Source organism: Streptococcus equinus (assembly GCF_049393805.1).
GTDB lineage: Bacteria > Bacillota > Bacilli > Lactobacillales > Streptococcaceae > Streptococcus > Streptococcus equinus.
Genome location: NZ_CP185763.1, coordinates 622,024 through 645,267, shown reverse-complemented (window position 1 = coordinate 645,267; position 23,244 = coordinate 622,024). Strand labels below are relative to the sequence as shown.

Here is a 23,244-nt window from a genome sequence, read left to right as displayed (position 1 = left end):
ATAAAATAGCATTTAAAAGGGAGATAACATGACTAAATTATACGGTAGTGTCGAAGCAGGTGGAACAAAATTTGTTTGTGCTGTTGGTGACGAAAATTTCCAAGTTGTTGAAAAAGTTCAATTTCCAACAACAACACCTTACGAAACAATTGATAAAACAGTAGCTTTCTTTAAACGTTTTGAAGAAGATTTGGCTGGTATTGCCATTGGTTCTTTTGGTCCGATTGATATCGACAAAAATTCAGAAACTTATGGTTATATCACATCAACTCCAAAACCACATTGGGCTAATGTTGATTTGGTTGGCTTGATTTCAAAACACTTCAAAGTCCCATTCTATTTCACAACTGACGTTAATAGCTCAGCTTACGGTGAAACAATTGTCCGTAAAGGTGTTAAGAGCCTTGTTTACTACACAATCGGTACTGGTATCGGTGCTGGCGCTATTCAAAACGGTCAATTCATCGGCGGTCTTGGTCACACAGAAGCAGGTCACGTTTATGTTGCTCCACATCCACATGATGTTGCTAATAACTTTAACGGCGTTTGCCCATTCCACAAAGGATGTCTTGAAGGCATGGCAGCTGGTCCATCACTTGAAGCGCGTACAGGTATTCGTGGTGAATTGATTGAACTTAACTCAGACGTGTGGGATGTTCAAGCTTACTACATCGCTCAAGCAGCTATTCAAGCAACACTTCTTTACCGTCCAGAAGTCATCGTATTTGGTGGTGGTGTTATGGCACAAGAACACATGTTAAAACGTGTTCGCGATAAATTTAAAGCTTTGTTAAATGATTATGTACCAGTTCCAGATGTTACTGAATATATCGTAACACCAGGAGTTGCTGAAAATGGTTCTGCAACACTTGGAAACTTTGCCTTAGCTAAGAAAGTTTCAGAACGTTAATTTATTTTGATTAACAAGATGTAAGTGAGATTGAGGAAAAGTCCTGCAGGGCTGCTCTTCAATCTTTTTTTACACTGATAATTCCTGTGAAATACAGTGCTTTCTTGTTGTTAAGGTGAAAAAAGAGTATAATCGAAACAGGTGAATGCTCAGAAAATACTTAGAATGTTATTAATAAATACTAAAAAATCAAACCGTTTTATCTAGTCTATGGCTTAGTTGTCATGATAGCGTATTCTTGTATAGGAGCGCTTTTTATGATAAAATGTGATGATAAGTTTATCGAAAGGAATTGGGATGGCAAATATTCTACGAACTGTTATCGAAAACGATAAAGGCGAACTAAGAAAATTAGAAAAAATTGCAAAGAAAGTTGAGTCATACGCTGATGCGATGGCTGCTTTGTCTGATGAAGAATTAAAAGCAAAAACACCAGAATTCAAACAACGTTATCAAAATGGTGAAACGCTAGATCAGTTATTGCCAGAAGCTTTTGCGGTTGTTCGTGAAGCTGCAAAACGTGTTCTTGGACTCTATCCATACCGTGTTCAAATCATGGGTGGTATTGTTATGCACAATGGTGACGTGCCAGAAATGCGTACTGGTGAAGGTAAAACATTGACTGCGACTATGCCAGTTTACCTTAACGCACTTGCAGGTGAAGGTGTTCACGTTATCACTGTTAATGAATACCTTGCAACACGTGACGCGACTGAAATGGGTGAAGTTTATAGCTGGTTAGGTCTTTCAGTAGGTATCAACCTTTCTGCTAAATCACCATACGAAAAACGTGAAGCTTATAATTGTGATATCACTTATTCAACAAACTCAGAAATCGGTTTTGACTACCTTCGTGATAACATGGTTGTTCGCCAAGAAGATATGGTTCAACGTCCATTGAACTTTGCCTTGGTCGATGAAGTTGACTCTGTCTTGATTGATGAAGCAAGAACGCCTTTGATTGTCTCTGGTCAAGTTACTTCAGAAACAAGTCAACTTTACATTCGTGCAGATAAATTCGTTAAAACACTTGAAAGTGTTGATTATGTCATTGATGTACCAACAAAAACAATCGGTCTAACTGATAGTGGTATCGATAAAGCTGAAGAATATTTCCACTTGGAAAATCTTTATGATTTGGAAAATGTTGCATTAACACACTATATCGATAACGCTCTTCGTGCTAACTACATTATGATTTTGGATATTGATTATGTGGTTAGTGAAAATGGTGAAATCTTGATTGTTGACCAATTTACTGGTCGTACAATGGAAGGTCGTCGTTTCTCTGATGGTTTGCACCAAGCTATCGAAGCTAAAGAAGGTGTACGTATCCAAGAAGAATCTAAGACAAGTGCATCAATTACTTACCAAAACATGTTCCGCATGTACAAAAAATTGGCAGGTATGACTGGTACAGCCAAAACTGAAGAAGAGGAATTCCGCGAAGTTTACAATATGCGCATCATTCCGATTCCAACTAACAAACCTGTAGCACGTATTGACCACCCAGATTTGTTGTACCCAACACTTGCTTCTAAATTTAGAGCGGTTGTTGAAGATGTTAAACGTCGTCATGCTAAAGGTCAACCAGTTTTGGTTGGTACTGTTGCCGTTGAAACATCAGACCTTATTTCTAAGAAATTGGTTGAAGCTGGTATTCCGCACGAAGTCTTGAATGCGAAAAACCACTTTAAAGAAGCGCAAATTATTATGAACGCTGGTCAACGCGGTGCTGTTACAATCGCAACTAACATGGCTGGTCGTGGTACAGATATCAAACTTGGTGAAGGTGTACGTGAACTTGGTGGACTTTGTGTCATCGGTACAGAACGTCACGAAAGCCGTCGTATTGATAATCAGCTTCGTGGTCGTGCTGGTCGTCAAGGTGACCCAGGTGAATCACAATTTTATCTTTCACTTGAAGATGATTTAATGCGTCGTTTCGGTTCAGACCGTATCAAAGCATTCCTTGATCGCATGAATCTTGATGAAGAAGAAGCAGTCATCAAATCTAAAATGTTGACACGTCAAGTAGAATCGGCTCAAAAACGCGTTGAAGGTAACAACTACGATACTCGTAAACAAGTCCTTCAATATGATGATGTTATGCGTGAACAACGCGAAATCATCTATGCTGAACGTCATGATGTTATCACTGCAGACCGTGATTTGGCTCCTGAAATCAAAGCAATGATTAAACGTACGATTAATCGTGCTGTTGATGCCCACAGCCGCGCAGACCGCGAAGAAGGTATCAAAGCTATCTTGAACTTTGCTAAATCAAACTTGGTTGCTGAAGATTCTATTAAACTATCTGACCTTGAAGGATTAGACTTCGAAGAAATCAAAGAAGATCTTTACAACCGTGCATTGAAAGTTTACGATGCTCAAATCGCTAAACTTCAAAATGAAGATGCTGTTAAAGAATTCCAAAAAGTATTGATTTTGATGGTTGTGGATAACAAGTGGACAGATCACATTGATGCTCTTGATCAACTACGTCAATCAGTTGGTTTGCGTGGTTATGCACAAAACAACCCAGTTGTTGAATACCAGTCAGAAGGTTTCCGTATGTTCCAAGCTATGATTGGTGCGATTGAATTTGATGTGACTCGTACAATGATGAAAGCACAAATTCACCAACAAGAACGCGAACGTACTACTGAACGTGCTACGACAATGGCTGAAAAGAATATCGCTGCTCAAGATGTACAAGTACAATCTGACATTGATTATTCTAACGTTAAACGTAATGACTTGTGCCCTTGTGGATCTGGTAAAAAATTCAAAAATTGCCACGGTCGCAGACATTTTTAAAAAAACAACAGAAAATTCTGACAATTTATTGAAAAAGCTCTTGAAAATGGTATAATAGATGAAATCTTAACTAATTCAGGAGAGGAAATATATGTCATTTACAGCAACAAGTAAGAAGATTAATTTCGATGCTCTCAAAGAGGAATCAAAATTAACTGGTGATGTTTTAGCTAAAAAAGAGGCACGTGATCGCGAATTAGAAGCTATCATTAAGGGTGAAGACAACCGAGTCCTTTTAGTCATTGGTCCTTGTTCATCTGATAATGAAGATGCTGTGTTAGAGTACGCTCATCGTCTAGCAAAACTTCAAGAAGAAGTTAAAGATCGTGTCTTTATGGTGATGCGTGTCTATACAGCAAAACCTCGTACGAATGGTGATGGTTATAAAGGTTTGGTGCACCAACCAAATACATCTGAGGCACCAAGCTTGATTAACGGTATCAAGGCTGTTCGTCACCTTCACTATCGTGTGATTTCAGAGACTGGTTTGACAACGGCTGATGAGATGCTTTATCCAGAGAACTTACCTTTGGTAGATGATTTGGTATCTTACATCGCTGTCGGTGCGCGTTCAGTTGAGGACCAACAGCACCGCTTTGTTGCTTCAGGTATCAGTGTTCCAACTGGTATGAAGAACCCTACTTCTGGAAACTTGAATGTCATGTTTAACGGTATTTATGCCGCACAAAATAAACAATCATTCTTGTTTAATGGTGAAGAAGTAAAAACATCTGGTAACCCATTGGCACACGTTATTTTGCGTGGTGCGCTTAATGAATATGGGAAAAATATTCCAAATTATTATTATGATAATGTTATTGATACGATTGATCAGTATGAAAAAATGGGTCTTGAAAATCCATTCATCGTTATCGATACGAACCATGATAATTCAGGAAAACAATATTTAGAGCAAGTACGTATTGTCCGCCAAACATTGATTAACCGTGATTGGAATGAAAAAATTAACAAATACGTTCGTGGCTTTATGATTGAATCTTACTTAGAAGATGGTCGTCAAGATAAACCTGAGGTATTTGGTAAATCAATCACAGACCCATGTCTTGGTTGGGATAATACTGAGAAACTTGTACACGAAATCTACGAAACTCTAGGTAAATAATTATGGGAATACATCAAAAAAGTGCAAGAATCGATATTGCACAAGTTAAAGGACTTTCAAAATTAGAAGGTGATTTTCTTGCTAAGAAAAAAGCACGTGATGTTGAATTAGCGAAAATCATCAAGGGTGAGGATGACCGTATTCTTTTGGTTATCGGTCCTTGCTCATCTGATAATGAAGATGCTGTGTTAGAGTACGCTCATCGTCTAGCAAAACTTCAAGAAGAAGTAAAAGACAAGATTTTTATCGTGATGCGTGTCTATACAGCAAAACCTCGTACAAATGGTGATGGGTATAAAGGATTGATGCATCAGCCAGACACATCAAAATTGCCTGACTTGATTAATGGTATTGCTGCTGTTCGTCATTTGCATTACCGTGTCATTACAGAGACTGGTTTGACAACAGCTGATGAGATGCTTTATCCTGATAATCTGCCATTGGTAGATGATTTGGTATCATATCATGCGGTTGGTGCTCGTTCTGTAGAAGACCAAGAACATCGTTTTGTTGCTTCAGGAATTGATGCGCCGGCAGGTATGAAAAACCCAACATCTGGTAATTTAAACGTTATGTTTAACGGTATCTACGCCGCACAAAATAAACAAAACTTTATTTACCGTAGTGCAGAGGTTGAAACAGATGGTAATCCATTGGCACACGCCATTCTTCGTGGTTCAAATAATGAACACGGTGAAAATGTGCCAAATTACTATTATGATGACTTGTTGAAAGCAATTGACCGTTACGAAGAAATGGGACTTAAAAATCCATTCATCGTTGTGGATACAAATCATGACAATTCTGGTAAAAAATATCTTGAACAAATCCGTATTGTACGTCAAACATTGATTAATCGCGACTGGAGTGATAAAATTAACAAGTATGTACGTGGATTCATGATTGAATCTTACTTGGAAGATGGTCGCCAAGATACACCAGAGGTATTTGGAAAATCGATCACAGACCCATGTCTAGGATGGGATAAAACTGAAAAATTGATTCGTGAAATCCATGCAACCTTAAGTCATGATTCTTATGAAGAATTGCTATTCTAATAATTGAATAACATATGGGGCTGGGGAATTTTCTCAGCTCCTTAGTTTTGGAAATCGTTAAGAATTAAGCTAATAAGGATTTTGAATTGGTTTAAATCATTTTTCACAAAGGAGACGTATGATTATTGGTCATGGCATTGATTTGCAGGAAATAGATGCAATCAAGCGAGCTTATGAAAAAAATGAAAGATTTGCTAGGCGGATTTTGACTGACAAAGAATTTCAGATTTTTTCAGCGTTTAAAGCTGAGAAGCGTCAGATGGAATTTTTAGCAGGCCGCTGGGCAGCAAAAGAAGCATTTTCAAAAGCACTGGGTACTGGTATTGGTGCAGTTGGTTTTAAGGATATTGAGATTCTCAGTAACGATCTTGGGGCGCCAGTGATTACCAAGTCACCTTTTGAGGGAAATTGCTTTGTGTCACTTTCTCACACTGGTAACCTTGTACAAGCAAGTGTTATTTTAGAGAAATAATTGTTTGTTGAATGTTTGAAAAATGAAAAGTTGGATGAGTCGATAAATTTTTACTAGCTTTGGAGGAGAAAAAATGATTTCAAGTTTACACCGACCAACAAGAGCCTTAATTGATTTGGGGGCTATTTGTCAAAATATTGAGGCGGTTAAAGCTAATATTCCAGAAGGAAAAAAAGCTTTTGCAGTTGTAAAGGCTAATGCTTACGGACATGGTGCCAAAAAAGTCGCACAAGCTGTGCATCACTTGGTGGATGGTTTCTGTGTTTCTAACGTTGATGAAGCTCTTGAACTTCGTGAAGCAGGCATTGAAGAAACTATCTTGATTTTAGGTGTTATTATGCCTAATGAAGTTGCTTTGGCGCGTGATTATGATATCACGCTTACAGTTGCCAGCCAAGAATGGCTTGATTTGGCGATTGAGCAAGATATTAGTCTTAAAGGTGTTAAGGTTCACTTGAAAGTTGACTCTGGTATGGGACGTATCGGTGTGCGTAGTCTTGACGAAGCTGAAAACTTGATTGCTAATTTGAAAAAAGCTGGCGCAAGTGTCGAAGGAATCTTTACTCACTTTGCGACTGCTGATGAAGCTGATGATACTAAATTTAATGAACAACTTGAATTCTTCACAAATATTGTTAACAATTTGAGTGATAAACCAGCACTTGTTCATGCTAGTAACTCAGCAACAAGTATTTGGCACAGTGAAACTATTTTTAACATTGTTCGTCTTGGTATTGTCATGTACGGCTTGAATCCAAGTGGAACTGATATTGAGCTCCCTTATCCGATTAAACCAGCTCTTAGCTTGGAATCATCACTTGTTCACGTGAAGACAATTCCAGCTGGCGCAACGGTTGGTTACGGTGCTACTTACACAGCTCAAAAAGAAGAATATATTGCGACAGTGCCAATTGGTTACGCCGATGGTTGGACACGTGATTTGCAAGGCTTCTCAGTTCTTGTGAATGGTCAATTTTGTGAAATCGTTGGGCGCGTGTCAATGGACCAAATTACGATTCGCTTGCCTGAAAAATTCCCAATCGGTACAAAAGTAACTTTGATTGGTCAAGAAGGTGACAAAGTCATTTCAGCGACTGATTTGGCTAAAAAACGTGGCACAATCAATTATGAAGTTCTATGTCTATTGAGTGACCGAATTCCACGTTTCTATTCAAAATAAAAGATAAAAAGCAGATTCTACAATCGTTGTGAGAAGTCTTACAGCGATTTAGAATCTATTTTTGTTATAATAATAGAAAAGTGAGGTTTTATGAATTTACAATCATCAATTGTGGAATTAAAAGGAATAGGACCGAAGTCAGCAGAGAAGTTTCATAAGTTAGATATTTATACGATTGAAGATTTGCTGCTTTACTATCCTTTTCGATATGAAGATTTTAAGAGTAAAAGTGTTTTAGATTTAGTTGATGGTGAAAAGGCTGTTATCACTGGTACAGTCGTCACACCAGCTAATGTACAATATTATGGTTATAAGCGTAACCGTCTGTCCTTTAAAATTCGACAAGGCGAGGCTGTTATTGCGGTATCATTTTTCAACCAACCTTATCTTTCTGACAAGATAGAGCTTGGCAGTGATGTGGCGATTTTCGGAAAATGGGATGCCCTAAAATCTGCAGTGACAGGAATGAAGATTTTAGCGCAGGTGGAAGACGATATGCAGCCTGTTTACCGAGTAGCGCAAGGCATCTCACAGACGGCGCTGGTAAAAGCTATTAAGTCAGCTTTTGAAATTGGTGCTCAAAACTGGTTGCCTGAGAATTTACCGCAGGTGCTTTTGGAGAAATACCGTTTGCTGAGTCGAGCGAAAGCAACAGCTGCCATGCATTTTCCAAAAGATTTAGCCGAATACAAGCAAGCTCTTCGACGTATCAAGTTTGAAGAACTCTTTTATTTCCAAATGAATCTGCAAGTCTTGAAGGCTGATAACAAATCTGAAGCAAATGGTCTTGCGATTGCTTTTGACGAGAAGAAAGTGGCTGAAAAGATTGCAGCTCTGCCATTTACTCTAACGGGTGGTCAGAAACGAAGTCTAAGTGACATTTTGTCTGATATGCGCTCTGGCGGGCACATGAATCGTCTTTTGCAAGGGGATGTTGGTTCGGGTAAAACTGTTGTTGCTAGTCTTGCCATGTATGCTGCGTATACGGCTGGTTTTCAGTCTGCTTTGATGGTGCCAACAGAAATTCTAGCAGAGCAGCATTTTGAGAGTCTGACGCAGCTCTTTCCTGATTTATCCATTGCTATTTTGACATCGGGAATGAAAGCAGCGGCTAAGAAAGCAGCTCTTACGGCGATTGCTGACGGTTCTGTGGACATGATTGTAGGAACGCATGCGCTTATCCAAGATGCGGTGAGCTACCATCGTCTGGGACTTGTCATTACGGATGAGCAGCATCGCTTTGGAGTTAATCAGCGTCGTATTTTCCGTGAAAAAGGGGAAAATCCTGATGTGCTCATGATGACTGCGACACCTATCCCTCGTACGCTCGCCATTACTACCTTTGGTGAGATGGATGTTTCAATCATTGACGAATTGCCAGCAGGTCGAAAACCAATTATTACACGTTGGGTGAAGCATGAACAATTGGAGGTTGTACTTGATTGGGTGAAAAAAGAGCTCCAAAAAGGTGCTCAGGCTTATGTGATTTCACCCTTGATTGAAGAATCAGAATCACTTGACTTGAAGAATGCTATTGCTTTGCATGAAGAACTTTCTGCTTATTTTGATGGAACAGCTGAAGTTGCTTTGATGCATGGTCGCATGAAAAATGATGAGAAAGAAGCCATCATGCAAGATTTTAAGGCGCAAAAAAGTCAGGTTCTGGTATCAACGACAGTTATTGAAGTTGGTGTCAATGTGCCAAATGCAACTATCATGATTATCATGGATGCTGATCGTTTTGGGCTTAGTCAGCTACATCAGCTGCGCGGGCGTGTCGGACGTGGGCAAAAACAATCGTATGCTATTTTAGTCGCAAATCCTAAGACTCAGACAGGTAAGGAACGCATGAAAATCATGACAGAAACCACAGATGGTTTTGTCTTGGCAGAAGCTGACCTTAAAATGCGTGGTTCAGGTGAAATCTTCGGAACACGCCAATCAGGAATTCCAGAATTCCAAGTGGCTGATATCGTTGAAGATTATAATATTCTTGAAGAGGCAAGGCGCGTTGCAAGTCAGATTGTTTCAGAAAAAGATTGGAAAAGCAATCCACAGTGGCAAGTCATTAGCCAAAATCTCAAAGATAAAGGAAATTTCGATTAAGGTTATTGAAAGTTTTTTGCAAGGAAAGCTTAAGCTTTCCTTTTTATAATGACTTTACTAAATAAATGAGAGGTAAAGCTTATGACAGTTAAAGTAACCTACAAGAAGTATTTTGCCAAAACAATCCACGTGAAACCAGCTTACGGTAAGTAAGCTAGAAGGAGTACTCTTTTTTGATATTTCGCTATGGCAGTAGAATTACCCGCAATAAGAGACGTAAGACCATGGAAAGAATTTAACTCAGCCTGATATGGCTGAGTTTTTTTGTCTGAAAAGCATAGAAAAAGTCTATTTTTGTTAAAAATAACGCAAAAAAATAAAAAAATATCGATTTTCGATAAAAAAGTGTTGCAAAACGAAAAACTTGTGGTATACTAAATATATCGAAAAACGATAAAAGATTTTCGAAAAAGAATAATTTTATATTGCAAAACGGATTATCATTGAGCTCGAAATATCCAGTATGACACAAGCTATAAGGAGATTTATCATGAACACAAAAACTATCGAAACTGCTGTAAAAACTGTTGCTAAAGTTGCTATTAACGTCACAAATGTTGTTTTAGTATTAACAATTCTTGCTGACTTGATTTCACATATCTATGGTTACGATACTGTAAATGCAGGTCATTACGGTGCGATTGAGTGGGCGATTGGCAAAGATACAAATACTTGGTTAGTCACAGCTTTGACAATTTTGACAAATTCAGCAATGATTTACGGGCTAACAAAACTAAAACACTTTATCGCAAACTTTACAGTAAAAGATATTTTAGCTGATAAAACATACCTTTTCTTGAAACAAGCTAGCATTTTTACATTTGTTGTCTCATTTCTTCAAAATACTTTATCAACATCAATGCACCAAGCTCATGTTATTGTTGACTTTTCAATTTGCAGTTACTTTGTCCTTGCTTTTCTACTTGTTAAATACCTACGCTCACGTCACATGGCTTAGCCCTAAAATCATTATCATCTTACCAATTATCAATTAAAACCCAGAGGAGAAAAATGATGAAAAACGATACTAAAAAATTTAAATACATTTTAAACTTTGTAACTTTCTTATACGGCGTAAATATTTTTGGAATAGTTGCACTTGTAGCAGGTGGGATTCTTTCACTATTTTTAAGTAACAGTTCATTTGTCGGCCAACATGAATTTAGCAACGGTTGGAGTTTTACGCTAATGAGTGGAACATTTGATTATGTATCTTTACTGACAATGTTGTATAGTACTGTTATGATGTTCTTACTTCTAGGAACAATCCGTAAATTTTTGAAGAACTTAATTGCAGATGAAATTTTTATTACAGAAAATGTCACACTAGCTAAACGTGCAAGTCTCTTCTTGCTTTTGGCTTCATTTGATGGTGGTTCTGAAGCAGTGTTTGCTGTTAATGGATCTGGTTTCATCAATTTAACATTTATCTTTGCTGCACTTCTTATTTGGGTGTTTGCAAAACTTCTTGAAAAAGCTGTTGTTATCGCTGAAGAAAATGAATTTACGATTTAGTTGAAGGAGATTTGAGATGGGTAAAAAATTGAAAAAAGCAGTTATGGTACTTGTTGCAGTATTTGCTCTTGTCACAGTAGCTTCTACAATTGTAAATAATAGTGAGTTTGTCACATGTGGATATGTTAATATTGATGATGAAAATGATAAAGTAGAGAAGCAATCGTTGGAAGAGTTTATTCAAACACATCACACACCATTTTCTAAAACAATAATAAAAAATGATGACTAGGAGGTAGTCATATGATTCAAATTAATCTTGATGTTGAACTAGCAAAACGTAAAATGAAATCAGGAGAGTTGGCAGAGCGTGTTGGTATTACCAATGCCAATCTATCAATTCTTAAAACAGGAAAGGCAAAAGCAGTTCGCTTAACGACCTTGGACGCTATTTGCCGTGAATTAGGTTGTCAACCTGGTGATATTTTAGAATATATTCCTGATGAAGAATAAAAAAGCTGAAGTCCAGATTTGGATTTCAACTTTTTTGTAAGAATGAAACTAATTTCCAAAACACCTTGACAAATGAAAGCAATACAAGTAATATGACAATTGACTTTTCAGTTTGTGGTGTTTTAGCCTTAACTGTTGTGATTAGTAAATGGCTTCGCAAGCGACGTATGGCATAATAAAAAGGTATTTTGAGGAGAGAATCATGAAAAAAACAAACTATCAAGTTTTGAAAGTTGCTAATGTAATCATCAGTATTGCAATTGCTCTTATTGCGCTATCGACAATGGTTGGAATCATTCTTTCGCTAACTCATCCTCATATGGATTTGACTAATCAATCTGGGAATGGTCTTGTACTTGATGTTAATATTCCAGAAAAATTGTTGCATTCAACCTCATTTCTTAGTTTGTTTGCTATGAATTCAATTCTTTGGATTGCGCTTCTTATTTTTGTAAAAATGTTCTTTAAAAATATTATTGATAACAATATTTTTACCCCTGAAAATGTTAGGCTAGCTCGTTATGTTGTGTATAATTTTATTTCTCTTGCATTTTTAGATAGTTGGTTTCAAAGCCTTTGCTCAGGCTCAGGCGTTTTATCTTTTGTGAATTGGGCTTATCTAGTAGCAGCGTTTATTGTTTGGGTCTTTTCGATGATTTTAAAAGAAGCTAATATTATAGCTGAAGAAAATGAATTTACAGTTTAAGAATATATTAAAAAATAAAAAAGCTGAAGTCCAGATTCGGATTTCAGCTTTTTTGTGTGGATTTTTTATCCTTCGATATATTCTTTTAGTTCTTGCCCTTTTAAGCCTGCGTTTAAGGCGATAAGGAGTTTTAAGCGGGCTTTTTGGGCGTTAAGTTCTTTGACAAACATAACACCAGCGTTTGCAAGTTGAACACCACCGCCGTCGTATGCATAAACAGGCTCTGCAATACCGTTAAAGCAGCGTGAGACGAGGACAACTGGAACGCCTTGCTTGATGAGGTCATAGATTTCTTCAGCAGCGCGTGGTGGCATATTTCCAGCACCGAGCGCTTCGATAACAACACCTTGAACATTGCTTGGGTTTAAGAAACTGATGATACCGTCGCCCCCCATACCGGCATATGCTCTGATGATTGGAACAGTACCAGAAATATCTTGTAAATCAAAACGAACACGCGGCTCAGCAGTTCTGAAAAATAGAATATCGTGTTTCATGATGATTCCTAGTGGTCCATGAATTGGTGTTTTAAAGGTTGAAACATTAGTTGTGTGTGTTTTTGTTACGTATTTTGCCGCGTGAATTTCATCGTTCATAACCACTAAAACACCTTTTCCAACGGCTTTATCATGGCTTGCAACACGAAGAGCACTGAGGTAGTTATAAACCCCGTCACTTCCTAGTTCATTTGAGGAACGCATGGCACCTGTGAGGACGATTGGAATATTTGGAACTTCCATTGTATCAAGGAAATAAGCTGTTTCTTCAAGCGTATCAGTACCGTGAGTGATAACAACACCATCAAAATTATCAGCTTCTTCTTTAATTTTTTGGTAAAGTTTTAGCATATGTTTTGGGGTAATGTGCGGGCTAGGCACGTTAAAAAAATCAAGTGCAGTCACTTGAATGCTATCAAGATTGACACCGACATGATTCATCGGATTATCATTTTCAGGACGAACATGACCAGCTTCGTCAGCCTGCATTGAAATAGTTCCACCAGTATGTAGAACAAGGATTTTTTTCATGACAATCAAACTTCCTTTTAAAATTGTGATATAATCTATTTTAACATAAAGAAGGAAGGCGAGAAATGCTTTGTCAATAAAAGCAGTTTTTTTTGATATCGACGGAACACTTTTAAACGACCGTAAAAATGTCCAGCTATCAACGCAAAAAGCCATTAAAAGTCTGAAAAGCCAAGGGATTTTTGTTGGAGTGGCAACGGGACGTGGTCCTGGTTTTGTCCAACCCTATCTTGAAAATCTTGGTTTAGACTTTGCCATTACCTATAACGGACAATACATTTTTACTCGAGATCAGGTGCTTTATCATAAACAGATGCCGGTCTCAACGGTTTATCGTTTGATTCGTTATGCAAATGACCATCGTCGCGAAATTTCTTTGGGTACCGCGTCTGGCTTAGTTGGATCACGTATCATTGGTATTGGGACAAGTCATTTTGGACAAATTGTGAGTACAATTGTGCCAAAGCGTTGGGCAAAAGCAGTAGAGAGAAGTTTTAAGCATTTTATCCGACGATTTAAACCGCAAAATTTAAATGCGTTATTGGCAATCATGCGTCAGCCTGTTTATCAAGTTGTTCTTGTAGCAACTGAGAGTGAAACGGCTGATATTCAAAATGCCTTTCCTTATATCAAGGTGACACGTAGTAGCCCTTATTCAGCAGATTTAATTTCAAAAGGGCAATCAAAAATTAAAGGTGTTGAACGACTTGGTGATATATTTGGCTTTACTTTAGATGAGGTCATGGCGTTTGGTGATTCTGACAACGACATGGAGATGTTGTCTGGAGTTGGTATCGGTGTTGCCATGGGGAATGCAGAAGAAGCTGTTAAAGAAGCTGCTACTTACACGACTGACTCTAATAATAACAACGGTATTTCAAAAGCATTAGCGCATTATGGTTTGATTCATGTTAAAGTCGGAGAAAGATTTGATAGTCAAGATGACAACTTTAACAAGGTCAAAGATTTCCACCATCAAATGGATGGAGAGACTTGCGAAGTACCAAGGTTATATGGACTTGAAGAAGCAGATCATCGTTCTGATTTTAAAGTGGAAGAAATTGTTGAATTCTTATATGCAACAAGCAAGGGAAATCCACAAGCTTTCAAACAATCAATTTCTAATTTGCACGAAGCTGTTGATAAGGCTGTTCAAAAAGTTGAAAGTAAAGAACACCCAGAAACACCACTTGTCGGTCAAGTGGATGCTTTGACAGATCTTTTATACCTTACTTATGGTTCATTTGTTTTAATGGGAGTCGATCCAAAACCATTCTTTGAAATTGTTCACGAATCTAATATGGGAAAACTATTCCCTGATGGTCAAGCGCATTTTGATCCAGTCACACATAAAATTTTAAAACCAGATGACTGGGAAGAAAAATTCGCTCCAGAACCTGCTATTAAGCGTGAGCTTGATCGCCAAATTCAAAAATCACTTAATCGTAAAAAAAGAAACCAAGCTAGTCATTAGACCAACTTGGTTTTTTTCGTAGTTTAGTTATAGAATAGTTGATTAAAAATTATTATTAAAGAGAATTGATATTAATCAAGACTTAGAATGTTTTTTCGCTATCGCGAACAACTAGCAAATCGACTTTTGCATGGCGCATGATGTATTCTGATGAAGAACCGATGAGAAGTCGTTCAAATGTGTTAAGACCAGTAGCCCCAACCATAATTAAATCAGCTCCTTCTTTGTCAGGAATATCACGTGCTAAGAGAGTCTTAGGATTACCAAATTCAATGACTTGTTTGACTTTAGTTAAACCTTTGTCGCGAGCTTGTTTTTCATAGTCATCCAACACTTCTTTTGCTTCTTGTTCAAGTTTTTCATAAACATAAGTGTCAAAAGTTGCAACACTTTGAAGTGCGCGTGTATCAATGACGTGTGTAAGTAGTAACTCTGCGTCGTTACGTAGTGCAACGTTTACCCCTTTTTCAAAAGCCAATTCTGATTCGTAAGAACCATCAATAGCAACTAGGATTTTTTCATAATGATGTGACATAAGCTGCCTCCTTAATTATGCTAGCAAGAGCGTAAAATCAAGCGAAAACATAGGACTGGTAAGAAATCTTGGTTTATCGAGAACTAAGGTTAGTTATCCGTCTGTTGTTAAAACGTAACAACATTTCGCATTCCAAACTTCCTGCCCATATCAATAATTTTAATAAGCTAGACGGGATAAGATAAGGTAGCGTTAAACGCTTACATTTATCTAAAGAAATATCCCTAAAAGTATTATAACCTATTTGTTTTAAAAATGAAAGCGTTTAAGGAATTTTTCTGAATATTTTTGCTATAATAGAAAAAGCGAGGAGAAAAATGCTTAGAGGTATGAGGAAAGTTTTAAAAGATTTTAGAAAAAATAAAGAATCCTATCTTTTGAGAGCAGGTTTGTTTCAATTAGTTTTCACAACCATCGGAGCTTACATGCTTCCTTTGTTTTTTAAGATGCTTGTGATTCATTCTCGAGTTCCAGCGATAAATATCGATTATGTTAACTCTTTCTTGACTAATCCGCTTTTACTAGTTGCACTTTTGGTTCATCTTTTCTTGTTAGCATTCTTAACTTATCTTGAACTGTCAATGCTAGTTGAAGTCATTTGTCATAAAGAATTGAAATGGCAATTTTTAAGGTCTTCTTTAAAAGAAAAAAGTAAAAAGTTTTCAAAAACAATTTCTGGTAAGCATTTTTTGGCGTTTCTAAGCTATTTAGCTTTACTGGTTCCGTTTTTGCGCTTTTTAGTGGCAGCGTCTTTTTTGGAAAATCTTTACATTCCAAGCTTTATGACATGGGTATCCAAAGCACCTGATTTTGTTAAATTATCAGTTTGTGCTTTCTATCTTGTCTTTAGTTACCTTAATCTCCGTTTTATTTATACCATTCCGCTTGCGGTCAAAAATGAAAGCCAACATTTTGGTTGGTGCATGAAAGAATCATTGAGCTTGACGCGTGGCAAGAAGATTTTTAGAGCTTTTGGGATTGTTTTTATAGGCTTAGCTATCCTACTTGGTATGGGACTTCTTAGTGGCATGGTAGTTGTTTTTGCTAGCTTAATTGATGGCGGTGCTAGAAGTTTTTGGGGAACAGCACTATTTTTGACAGTTATTTGGCTGATATTTTTTGCAGGCCGATTACTGTTTAAACTATTTTCTATGTCTTATTTGGTGAAAACAATAGAAAACGATGACTGTGTGACAAATTCTCAAAACGGACATAGCATGTTAGCTTTAGCAGGGTTGTGTTTACTCGTTTTTGGTCTTGGTTTTGCCTATAATGCCTTAAAAGCTACGGGAAAACAAGCACACGACGTGACTGTTGTTGGTCATCGCGGGATGTCACCAAAAGGTGTTGAAAATTCTATTGAATCTCTTGAAGCGGCAGCAAGAGCTGGAGCAGATTATTCAGAGTTGGATATCGTCTTGTCAAAAGACGGTCAGTTTATTGTCAGCCACGATGATAACCTCAAACGTCTGACTGGTAAAGATATCACTATTTCAAACTCTAAGGCTAAAGAAGTCATTGGTTTAAAAACTAAGCAGGGAAGCCACAATTCACAAATTGCATCTTTTGATGACTATGTTGCTAAAGCTAATCAATTAGGAATAAAACTTTTGGTTGAGTTAAAAACAACTGGCAATGAGCCAGCTAACTATGCCCAACTTTTCGTTGATAAAATGAAATCACTAAAAATTGACAAGTCTTCTCTGGTCATGTCATCTGATTTACAGGCTGCAGAAAAAGTGAAAAAGATTGCTCCAGACATGGCAGTCGGGCACACTATTTCATTTCAAGTTGGTGATTCTTTGAGTCCTAAAATGGATTTTTATGCGATTGAAGACTTCTCATATAACGAATATTTAGCGCACAAAGTTCATCAAAATGGTAAGAAAATTTTTGTCTGGACGGTCAATTCAAAAGATGACATTGAAAGGTACCTGAAGACTAGTGCTGATGGTGTTATTACGGACTACACAAGTTCAGTTAGAAAGGCTCAAAAAGACCTTACATCGGATGTCAGTTATCTTGATTATTTTTTGCAAATTATGAATCTTTCTTGGATTGAAAATTTATAAAGGAAAGTTTATAATATTTGAAACGAGGTATAATCTATGAAAATATTTGATAAATCTTCAAAGCTAGAACATGTGGCGTACGATATTCGTGGGCCGATTCTTGATGAAGCTAATCGTATGATTGCCAACGGCGAAAAAATTCTTCGCCTTAACACAGGAAATCCAGCTGCCTTTGGTTTTCAAGCTCCAGACGAGGTTATCCGCGATTTGATTGCGCATGCTCGTAACAGTGAAGGCTATTCTGATAGTAAAGGGATTTTTTCTGCTCGTAAAGCTATCATGCAATATTGTCAGCTAAAAGGTTTTCCACATGTGGATATCGATGATATTTATCTAGGAAATGGTGTTTCTGAGCTTATCTCAATGTCACTTCAAGCTCTTCTTGATGATGGTGATGAAGTTTTAGTGCCAATGCCTGACTATCCATTGTGGACAGCTTGTGTGAGTCTTGCAGGTGGTAATGCAGTTCATTACCTTTGTGATGAAAAGGCAAACTGGTATCCAGATATCGATGATATCAAATCAAAAATCACCTCAAATACCAAAGCTATTGTTATTATCAATCCAAACAACCCAACAGGAGCTTTGTATCCAGATGATTTGCTAAAAGAGATTGTAGAAATCGCCCGTCAAAATGACTTGATTATCTTTGCGGATGAAATCTATGACCGATTAGTAATGGATGGTAAGAAACACACTGCTATTGCAAGCTTAGCGCCAGATGTTTTCTGTGTGTCTATGAATGGTTTATCAAAATCACACCGAATCTGTGGTTTCCGTGTTGGTTGGATGGTTCTATCGGGCCCTAAACATAATGTGAAGGGTTATATTGAAGGGCTTAACATGTTAGCTAACATGCGTCTTTGCGCAAACGTATTAGGACAAAATGTTGTTCAAACGTCTCTTGGGGGTTATCAATCAGTTGATGAACTGTTGATTCCTGGAGGACGTATCTACGAACAACGTAACTTCATTTATAAAGCTGTTAATGAAGTACCTGGTTTATCTGCTGTAAAACCAGAAGCAGGACTTTACATCTTCCCTAAAATTGATCGAGACATGTATCAGATTGATGATGATGAACAGTTCTGTTTGGAATTGTTAAAACAAGAAAAAGTCATGTTGGTTCCAGGTAAAGGCTTTAACTGGACTGAACCTGACCACTTCCGAATTGTATATTTGCCACGTGTTGAAGAATTGGCAGAAGTTCAAGAGAAATTAACACGTGTTCTTAGTCAATATAAACGTTAAGACCTAGTCGTTAGAACGGTATCGTATTTTGCTTTGATAAGGCTTTAAATACGAACGTTCTAATGATTTTTTTTGATTAAATTCAGTTTAAAAAGTATGCGCTTACAAAATTATCAGAAGATAAAGAAATTTTCAGATAATTGTTTGCAAAATAAGGGTTCCTTTGATATAATTGTAACGCAAATAACGCAAAGGAAGTAGAAAATGCCGAATTTATTAGAAAAAACTAGAAAGATTACGTCAATTTTGCAACGCTCAGTTGATAGCCTTGATACCGAATTACCATATAACACAATGGCTGCTCAACTTGCTGACATCATTGACTGTAACTCTTGCATTATCAACGGAGGAGGAAACCTTCTTGGTTATGCAATGAAGTATAAAACAAATACTGACCGTGTTGAAGAATTCTTTCAAGCGAAACAATTCCCTGAAGAATACGTAAAAGCGGCTAGTCGTGTTTACGATACTGAAGCTAACTTGTCTGTAGATAATGATTTGACAATCTTCCCAGTTGAATCAAAAGATATTTACCCTGATGGATTAACAACTATCGCTCCAATCTACGGTGGCGGTATGCGTCTTGGTTCTCTTATCATTTGGCGTAATGATAAAGAATTTTCAGAAGATGATTTGATCCTTGTCGAAATCGCATCTACAGTAGTTGGTATCCAATTACTTAACCTTCAAACTGAAAACCTTGAAGAAACAATTCGTAAACAAACAGCTGTTAACATGGCGATTAACACACTATCTTACTCAGAAATGAAAGCAGTATCTGCTATTTTGGGTGAACTTGATGGTACAGAAGGTCGTTTGACTGCATCTGTTATCGCTGACCGTATTGGTATTACACGTTCTGTTATCGTTAATGCCCTACGTAAATTGGAATCAGCTGGTATCATCGAAAGCCGTTCATTGGGTATGAAAGGTACTTACCTTAAAGTTATCAATGAAGGTATCTTCGACAAACTTAAAGAATACAATTAATTATTATCCTAAGCACTAGTGCTAGGGGATAACTACTGAGATTATGGTACAGTAGAAAAAATCAGTTTACGCTTAAGTCATGAGATGGTTTTAAGTGTAAAGATTGTTAAGAAAAAGAAGCAGGTTGACCTAGCTTCTTTTTTGTTTTTAAAAAAGTGTGAAATTTTCCATGGAAGAGCTTTCTCACTTTCTTTTACGTGTTAAAGAAAAGTAAAATGTGGTATAATTTTAGGGACTATATTGTAAATTTGGTTTACGATTTAAATTAATCAAGGAGAGATAGAGATGAAAATTTCTGAAGAAGAAGTTCGTCATGTGGCAAATCTGTCAAAATTGTCATTTTCTGATGAAGAAACAACAGAATTTGCGACAACTTTGTCTAAGATTGTAGATATGGTAGAACTCTTGAATGAAGTTGATACAGAGGGAGTCCCTGTAACAACGACAATGGCAGATCGTAAGACTGTTATGCGTGAAGACGTTGCAGTAGCTGGTGATGATCGTGATGAGCTCTTTAAAAACGTGCCTCAATCTGAAAATTACTATATTAAAGTGCCTGCTATCTTAGAAGACGGAGGAGATGCATAATGTCATTTAATACAAAATCAATTGATGAGTTGCACAATCTTCTTGTCAATAAAGAAATCTCAGCAGTTGAATTGACAAAAGCAACACTTGAAGATATTAAAGAACGTGAAGCAGCTGTTGATTCTTTCATCACTGTTTCTGAAGAAGCTGCGCTTGCACAAGCAGCTGCAATCGATGAAAAAGGAATTGATGCTGATAATGTGATGTCAGGTATTCCTTTGGCAGTTAAAGATAACATTTCAACTCGTGGTATTTTGACAACTGCAGCATCTAAAATGCTTTATAACTACGAACCAATTTTTGATGCGACAGCTGTTGAAAAACTTTACGGTAAAGATATGGTTGTTATCGGTAAAACAAACATGGACGAATTTGCCATGGGTGGTTCTACTGAAACATCATACTTCAAGAAAACTAAAAACGCTTGGGACCAAACTAAAGTTCCTGGTGGATCATCTGGTGGTTCTGCAACTGCAGTAGCTTCTGGTCAAGTTCGTTTGTCACTTGGTTCTGATACTGGTGGTTCTATTCGCCAACCTGCAGCCTTCAATGGTGTTGTTGGTTTGAAACCAACTTACGGACGTGTTTCACGTTTTGGTTTGATTGCATTTGGTAGCTCACTTGACCAAATTGGTCCATTTGCCCAAACAGTTAAAGAAAATGCACAATTGTTGAACGTCATTGCTGGTCATGATGCTAAAGATGCTACTTCATCTGACCGTGAAGTTCCTGATTTCACTGGTAAAATCGGTCAAGATATTAAAGGTATGAAGATTGCTCTTCCAAAAGAATATCTTGGTGAAGGTATCGACCCAGAAGTTAAAGAAACAATTCTTAAAGCTGCTAAACACTTTGAAAAACTTGGTGCAACTGTTGAAGAAGTTAGTCTTCCACACAGTAAATATGGTGTAGCTGTTTACTATATCATTGCATCATCAGAAGCATCTTCAAACTTGCAACGTTTTGATGGTATCCGTTATGGTTATCGTACAGAAAACTATAGCAACCTTGAAGATATCTACGTTAACACACGTAGCGAAGGATTTGGTGATGAAGTTAAACGTCGTATCATGCTTGGTACATTTAGCTTGTCATCAGGTTACTACGATGCTTACTTCAAAAAAGCAGGTCAAGTTCGTACATTGATTATCCGTGATTTTGAAAAAATCTTTGCTGACTATGACCTTATCTTAGGTCCTACAGCTCCAAGCGTAGCATTTGGCTTAGATACACTTAATCACGACCCTGTTTCTATGTATTTGGCTGATATTTTGACAATTCCTGTAAACTTGGCTGGTCTTCCAGGTATTTCAATTCCTGCTGGATTTGCTCAAGGTCTTCCAGTTGGTATGCAATTGATTGGTCCAAAATACAGTGAAGAAACAATCTATCAAGCTGCAGCTGCATTTGAAGCAACAACTGATTATCACAAACAACAACCCGTTATTTTTGGAGGTGACAAATAATGAACTTTGAAACAGTCATCGGGCTTGAAGTCCACGTTGAGTTGAATACTAATTCAAAGATTTTTTCACCGACATCAACACATTTTGGTAACGACCAAAATACAAACACAAACGTTATCGACTGGTCATTCCCAGGTGTTCTTCCTGTTATGAACAAAGGTGTTATCGATGCTGGTATTAAAGCAGCGCTAGCCCTTAACATGGACATTCACCAAAACATGCACTTTGACCGCAAAAACTATTTCTATCCTGATAATCCAAAAGCTTACCAAATTTCACAATTTGATGAACCAATTGGATACAACGGTTGGATTGAAATTGAACTTGAAGATGGTTCAACTAAGAAAATTCGTATCGAACGTGCTCACTTGGAAGAAGATGCTGGTAAAAACACTCACGGTACTGATGGTTACTCATATGTTGACCTTAACCGTCAAGGTGTGCCACTTATTGAAATCGTATCTGAAGCTGATATGCGTTCACCAGAAGAAGCTTACGCTTACCTAACTGCTCTTAAAGAAGTCATCCAATACACTGGTATTTCTGACGTTAAGATGGAAGAAGGTTCTATGCGTGTGGATGCCAACATTTCTCTTCGTCCTTACGGTCAAGAAGAATTTGGTACAAAAGCTGAATTGAAAAACTTGAACTCATTTAACAACGTTCGTAAAGGTCTTATCTACGAGCAAAAACGTCAAGCACAAGTGCTTCGTTCAGGTGGTCAAATTCAACAAGAAACTCGTCGTTACGATGAATCAACTGGTGAAACAATCTTGATGCGTGTTAAAGAAGGTGCATCAGATTACCGTTACTTCCCAGAACCAGACCTACCACTTTATGAAGTGTCTGACGAATGGATTGAAGAAATGCGTCAAACTCTTCCAGAGTTTCCAAAAGAACGTCGTGCTAAATACATTAATGAATTTGGTTTGACAGCTTATGACGCTGCACAATTGACAGCAACAAAAGAAACATCTGACTTCTTTGAAAGTGCCGTTGCTCTTGGTGGAGATGCTAAACACGTTTCTAACTGGTTGCAAGGTGAAGTAGCTCAATTCCTTAACAGCTCAAACAAAACACTTTCAGAAATCTCATTGACACCAGAAAATCTTGTTGAAATGCTTGCTATCATCGCTGATGGTACAATTTCATCAAAAATCGCCAAGAAAGTATTTGTTCACTTGGCTAAAAATGGTGGTTCAGCGCGTGAATACGTTGAAGAAGCTGGTTTGGTTCAAATTTCTGACCCTGCTGTGCTTATCCCAATCATCCACCAAGTCTTTGAAGATAATGAAGCTGCTGTTGCTGACTTCAAGTCTGGTAAACGTAACGCTGACAAAGCCTTTACTGGATTCTTGATGAAAGCTACAAAAGGTAAAGCTAACCCACAAGTTGCCCTTAAATTGTTGGCACAAGAGTTGGCAAAATTGAAAGAAGACTAAGTAGAATAAGTCATTAAAAATCATCCTTCGGGGTGATTTTTTTGTTGTCAAAAAT

21 protein-coding genes are annotated in these 23,244 nt (G+C 37.5%); 19 read left to right on the top strand and 2 right to left on the bottom strand.

Annotation, left to right across the window (positions count from 1 at the left end; genetic code table 11):
• The first annotated feature begins 28 nt into the window (after positions 1–28).
• From scrK to ACN0NP_RS03085, 12 genes are all read left to right on the top strand, one after another.
• On the top strand, positions 29–910 hold the full coding sequence (scrK, locus tag ACN0NP_RS03140; protein ID WP_126438092.1) for a fructokinase ScrK: 882 nt from the start codon (positions 29–31) through the stop codon (positions 908–910).
• 297 nt (positions 911–1,207) lie between these two features.
• A complete protein-coding gene (gene secA / locus ACN0NP_RS03135) occupies positions 1,208–3,730 on the top strand; it encodes a preprotein translocase subunit SecA (RefSeq protein ID WP_024343586.1) in 2,523 nt (840 codons plus the stop codon).
• 91 nt (positions 3,731–3,821) lie between these two features.
• Entirely contained in the window at positions 3,822–4,853 is a 1,032-nt protein-coding gene (locus tag ACN0NP_RS03130; RefSeq protein ID WP_021143072.1) for a 3-deoxy-7-phosphoheptulonate synthase, read from the top strand.
• 2 nt (positions 4,854–4,855) lie between these two features.
• Positions 4,856–5,911 (top strand): 3-deoxy-7-phosphoheptulonate synthase, encoded by a 1,056-nt coding sequence (locus ACN0NP_RS03125; RefSeq protein WP_423217539.1) that lies wholly within the window; start codon positions 4,856–4,858, stop codon positions 5,909–5,911.
• A gap of 118 nt (positions 5,912–6,029) precedes the next feature.
• Entirely contained in the window at positions 6,030–6,383 is a 354-nt protein-coding gene (acpS, locus tag ACN0NP_RS03120) for a holo-ACP synthase (RefSeq protein WP_021143069.1), read from the top strand.
• A 73-nt stretch (positions 6,384–6,456) separates the two neighbouring features.
• Positions 6,457–7,563, top strand: a complete 1,107-nt coding sequence (gene alr, locus ACN0NP_RS03115) for an alanine racemase (RefSeq protein WP_021143068.1) — start codon at positions 6,457–6,459, stop codon at positions 7,561–7,563.
• A gap of 90 nt (positions 7,564–7,653) precedes the next feature.
• Positions 7,654–9,669 (top strand): ATP-dependent DNA helicase RecG, encoded by a 2,016-nt coding sequence (gene recG, locus ACN0NP_RS03110; RefSeq protein WP_423217538.1) that lies wholly within the window; start codon positions 7,654–7,656, stop codon positions 9,667–9,669.
• A 490-nt stretch (positions 9,670–10,159) separates the two neighbouring features.
• Entirely contained in the window at positions 10,160–10,627 is a 468-nt protein-coding gene (locus ACN0NP_RS03105; RefSeq protein WP_423214982.1) for a hypothetical protein, read from the top strand.
• 53 nt (positions 10,628–10,680) lie between these two features.
• Positions 10,681–11,184, top strand: a complete 504-nt coding sequence (locus ACN0NP_RS03100) for a DUF2975 domain-containing protein (protein ID WP_423217537.1) — start codon at positions 10,681–10,683, stop codon at positions 11,182–11,184.
• 16 nt (positions 11,185–11,200) lie between these two features.
• Entirely contained in the window at positions 11,201–11,416 is a 216-nt protein-coding gene (locus tag ACN0NP_RS03095; RefSeq protein WP_004233156.1) for a hypothetical protein, read from the top strand.
• A gap of 11 nt (positions 11,417–11,427) precedes the next feature.
• A complete protein-coding gene (locus ACN0NP_RS03090) occupies positions 11,428–11,637 on the top strand; it encodes a helix-turn-helix domain-containing protein (protein WP_021143062.1) in 210 nt (69 codons plus the stop codon).
• Between the two features lie 202 nt (positions 11,638–11,839).
• Positions 11,840–12,343, top strand: coding sequence for a DUF2975 domain-containing protein (locus ACN0NP_RS03085; protein WP_024343593.1), 504 nt, complete (start codon positions 11,840–11,842; stop codon positions 12,341–12,343).
• Between the two features lie 65 nt (positions 12,344–12,408).
• Here ACN0NP_RS03085 and ACN0NP_RS03080 read toward each other — a convergent pair whose 3' ends face one another.
• A complete protein-coding gene (locus tag ACN0NP_RS03080; RefSeq protein ID WP_423217536.1) occupies positions 12,409–13,371 on the bottom strand; it encodes an asparaginase in 963 nt (320 codons plus the stop codon).
• A 70-nt stretch (positions 13,372–13,441) separates the two neighbouring features.
• Here ACN0NP_RS03080 and ACN0NP_RS03075 point away from each other — a divergent pair, with 70 nt between their 5' ends.
• A complete protein-coding gene (locus ACN0NP_RS03075; protein WP_423217535.1) occupies positions 13,442–14,845 on the top strand; it encodes a Cof-type HAD-IIB family hydrolase in 1,404 nt (467 codons plus the stop codon).
• An 82-nt stretch (positions 14,846–14,927) separates the two neighbouring features.
• Here the strand turns inward: ACN0NP_RS03075 and ACN0NP_RS03070 are convergent, their stop codons facing one another.
• Positions 14,928–15,380: a universal stress protein gene (locus ACN0NP_RS03070; RefSeq protein WP_021143058.1), complete on the bottom strand. Its 453-nt coding sequence runs from the start codon at positions 15,378–15,380 to the stop codon at positions 14,928–14,930.
• Between the two features lie 329 nt (positions 15,381–15,709).
• Between ACN0NP_RS03070 and ACN0NP_RS03065 the strand changes: the two genes are divergently transcribed.
• The 6 genes from ACN0NP_RS03065 (at position 15,710) to gatB (ending at position 23,189) form a co-directional block, all read left to right on the top strand.
• Positions 15,710–17,452, top strand: coding sequence for a glycerophosphoryl diester phosphodiesterase membrane domain-containing protein (locus ACN0NP_RS03065; RefSeq protein ID WP_423217534.1), 1,743 nt, complete (start codon positions 15,710–15,712; stop codon positions 17,450–17,452).
• Positions 17,453–17,488: 36 nt separating this feature from the next.
• Positions 17,489–18,703, top strand: a complete 1,215-nt coding sequence (locus ACN0NP_RS03060) for a pyridoxal phosphate-dependent aminotransferase (RefSeq protein WP_045798493.1) — start codon at positions 17,489–17,491, stop codon at positions 18,701–18,703.
• Between the two features lie 204 nt (positions 18,704–18,907).
• Entirely contained in the window at positions 18,908–19,693 is a 786-nt protein-coding gene (gene codY, locus ACN0NP_RS03055; RefSeq protein WP_021143055.1) for a GTP-sensing pleiotropic transcriptional regulator CodY, read from the top strand.
• Between the two features lie 285 nt (positions 19,694–19,978).
• On the top strand, positions 19,979–20,281 hold the full coding sequence (gatC, locus tag ACN0NP_RS03050; protein ID WP_004233135.1) for an Asp-tRNA(Asn)/Glu-tRNA(Gln) amidotransferase subunit GatC: 303 nt from the start codon (positions 19,979–19,981) through the stop codon (positions 20,279–20,281).
• Complete coding sequence (gene gatA / locus ACN0NP_RS03045; RefSeq protein ID WP_024343597.1) at positions 20,281–21,747, top strand: Asp-tRNA(Asn)/Glu-tRNA(Gln) amidotransferase subunit GatA; 1,467 nt, start codon at positions 20,281–20,283, stop codon at positions 21,745–21,747. Before gatC ends, gatA begins: the two co-directional genes overlap by 1 nt.
• Positions 21,747–23,189 (top strand): Asp-tRNA(Asn)/Glu-tRNA(Gln) amidotransferase subunit GatB, encoded by a 1,443-nt coding sequence (gene gatB / locus ACN0NP_RS03040; RefSeq protein WP_021143052.1) that lies wholly within the window; start codon positions 21,747–21,749, stop codon positions 23,187–23,189. Before gatA ends, gatB begins: the two co-directional genes overlap by 1 nt.
• Positions 23,190–23,244: the final 55 nt, after the last annotated feature.

Bases quoted from the DNA above. Each gene is read 5' to 3' on its own strand.
- ACN0NP_RS03070 (WP_021143058.1), bottom strand. From the start codon at position 15,380: ATGTCACATCATTATGAAAAAATCCTAGTTGCTATTGATGGTTCTTAC.
- ACN0NP_RS03105 (WP_423214982.1), top strand. From the start codon at position 10,160: ATGAACACAAAAACTATCGAAACTGCTGTAAAAACTGTTGCTAAAGTT.
- codY (WP_021143055.1), top strand. From the start codon at position 18,908: ATGCCGAATTTATTAGAAAAAACTAGAAAGATTACGTCAATTTTGCAA.
- ACN0NP_RS03095 (WP_004233156.1), top strand. From the start codon at position 11,201: ATGGGTAAAAAATTGAAAAAAGCAGTTATGGTACTTGTTGCAGTATTT.
- ACN0NP_RS03130 (WP_021143072.1), top strand. From the start codon at position 3,822: ATGTCATTTACAGCAACAAGTAAGAAGATTAATTTCGATGCTCTCAAA.
- ACN0NP_RS03125 (WP_423217539.1), top strand. From the start codon at position 4,856: ATGGGAATACATCAAAAAAGTGCAAGAATCGATATTGCACAAGTTAAA.
- recG (WP_423217538.1), top strand. From the start codon at position 7,654: ATGAATTTACAATCATCAATTGTGGAATTAAAAGGAATAGGACCGAAG.
- gatC (WP_004233135.1), top strand. From the start codon at position 19,979: ATGAAAATTTCTGAAGAAGAAGTTCGTCATGTGGCAAATCTGTCAAAA.
- gatB (WP_021143052.1), top strand. From the start codon at position 21,747: ATGAACTTTGAAACAGTCATCGGGCTTGAAGTCCACGTTGAGTTGAAT.
- gatA (WP_024343597.1), top strand. From the start codon at position 20,281: ATGTCATTTAATACAAAATCAATTGATGAGTTGCACAATCTTCTTGTC.
- ACN0NP_RS03060 (WP_045798493.1), top strand. From the start codon at position 17,489: ATGAAAATATTTGATAAATCTTCAAAGCTAGAACATGTGGCGTACGAT.
- scrK (WP_126438092.1), top strand. From the start codon at position 29: ATGACTAAATTATACGGTAGTGTCGAAGCAGGTGGAACAAAATTTGTT.
- acpS (WP_021143069.1), top strand. From the start codon at position 6,030: ATGATTATTGGTCATGGCATTGATTTGCAGGAAATAGATGCAATCAAG.
- ACN0NP_RS03085 (WP_024343593.1), top strand. From the start codon at position 11,840: ATGAAAAAAACAAACTATCAAGTTTTGAAAGTTGCTAATGTAATCATC.
- ACN0NP_RS03090 (WP_021143062.1), top strand. From the start codon at position 11,428: ATGATTCAAATTAATCTTGATGTTGAACTAGCAAAACGTAAAATGAAA.
- ACN0NP_RS03065 (WP_423217534.1), top strand. From the start codon at position 15,710: ATGAGGAAAGTTTTAAAAGATTTTAGAAAAAATAAAGAATCCTATCTT.
- alr (WP_021143068.1), top strand. From the start codon at position 6,457: ATGATTTCAAGTTTACACCGACCAACAAGAGCCTTAATTGATTTGGGG.
- secA (WP_024343586.1), top strand. From the start codon at position 1,208: ATGGCAAATATTCTACGAACTGTTATCGAAAACGATAAAGGCGAACTA.
- ACN0NP_RS03080 (WP_423217536.1), bottom strand. From the start codon at position 13,371: ATGAAAAAAATCCTTGTTCTACATACTGGTGGAACTATTTCAATGCAG.
- ACN0NP_RS03100 (WP_423217537.1), top strand. From the start codon at position 10,681: ATGATGAAAAACGATACTAAAAAATTTAAATACATTTTAAACTTTGTA.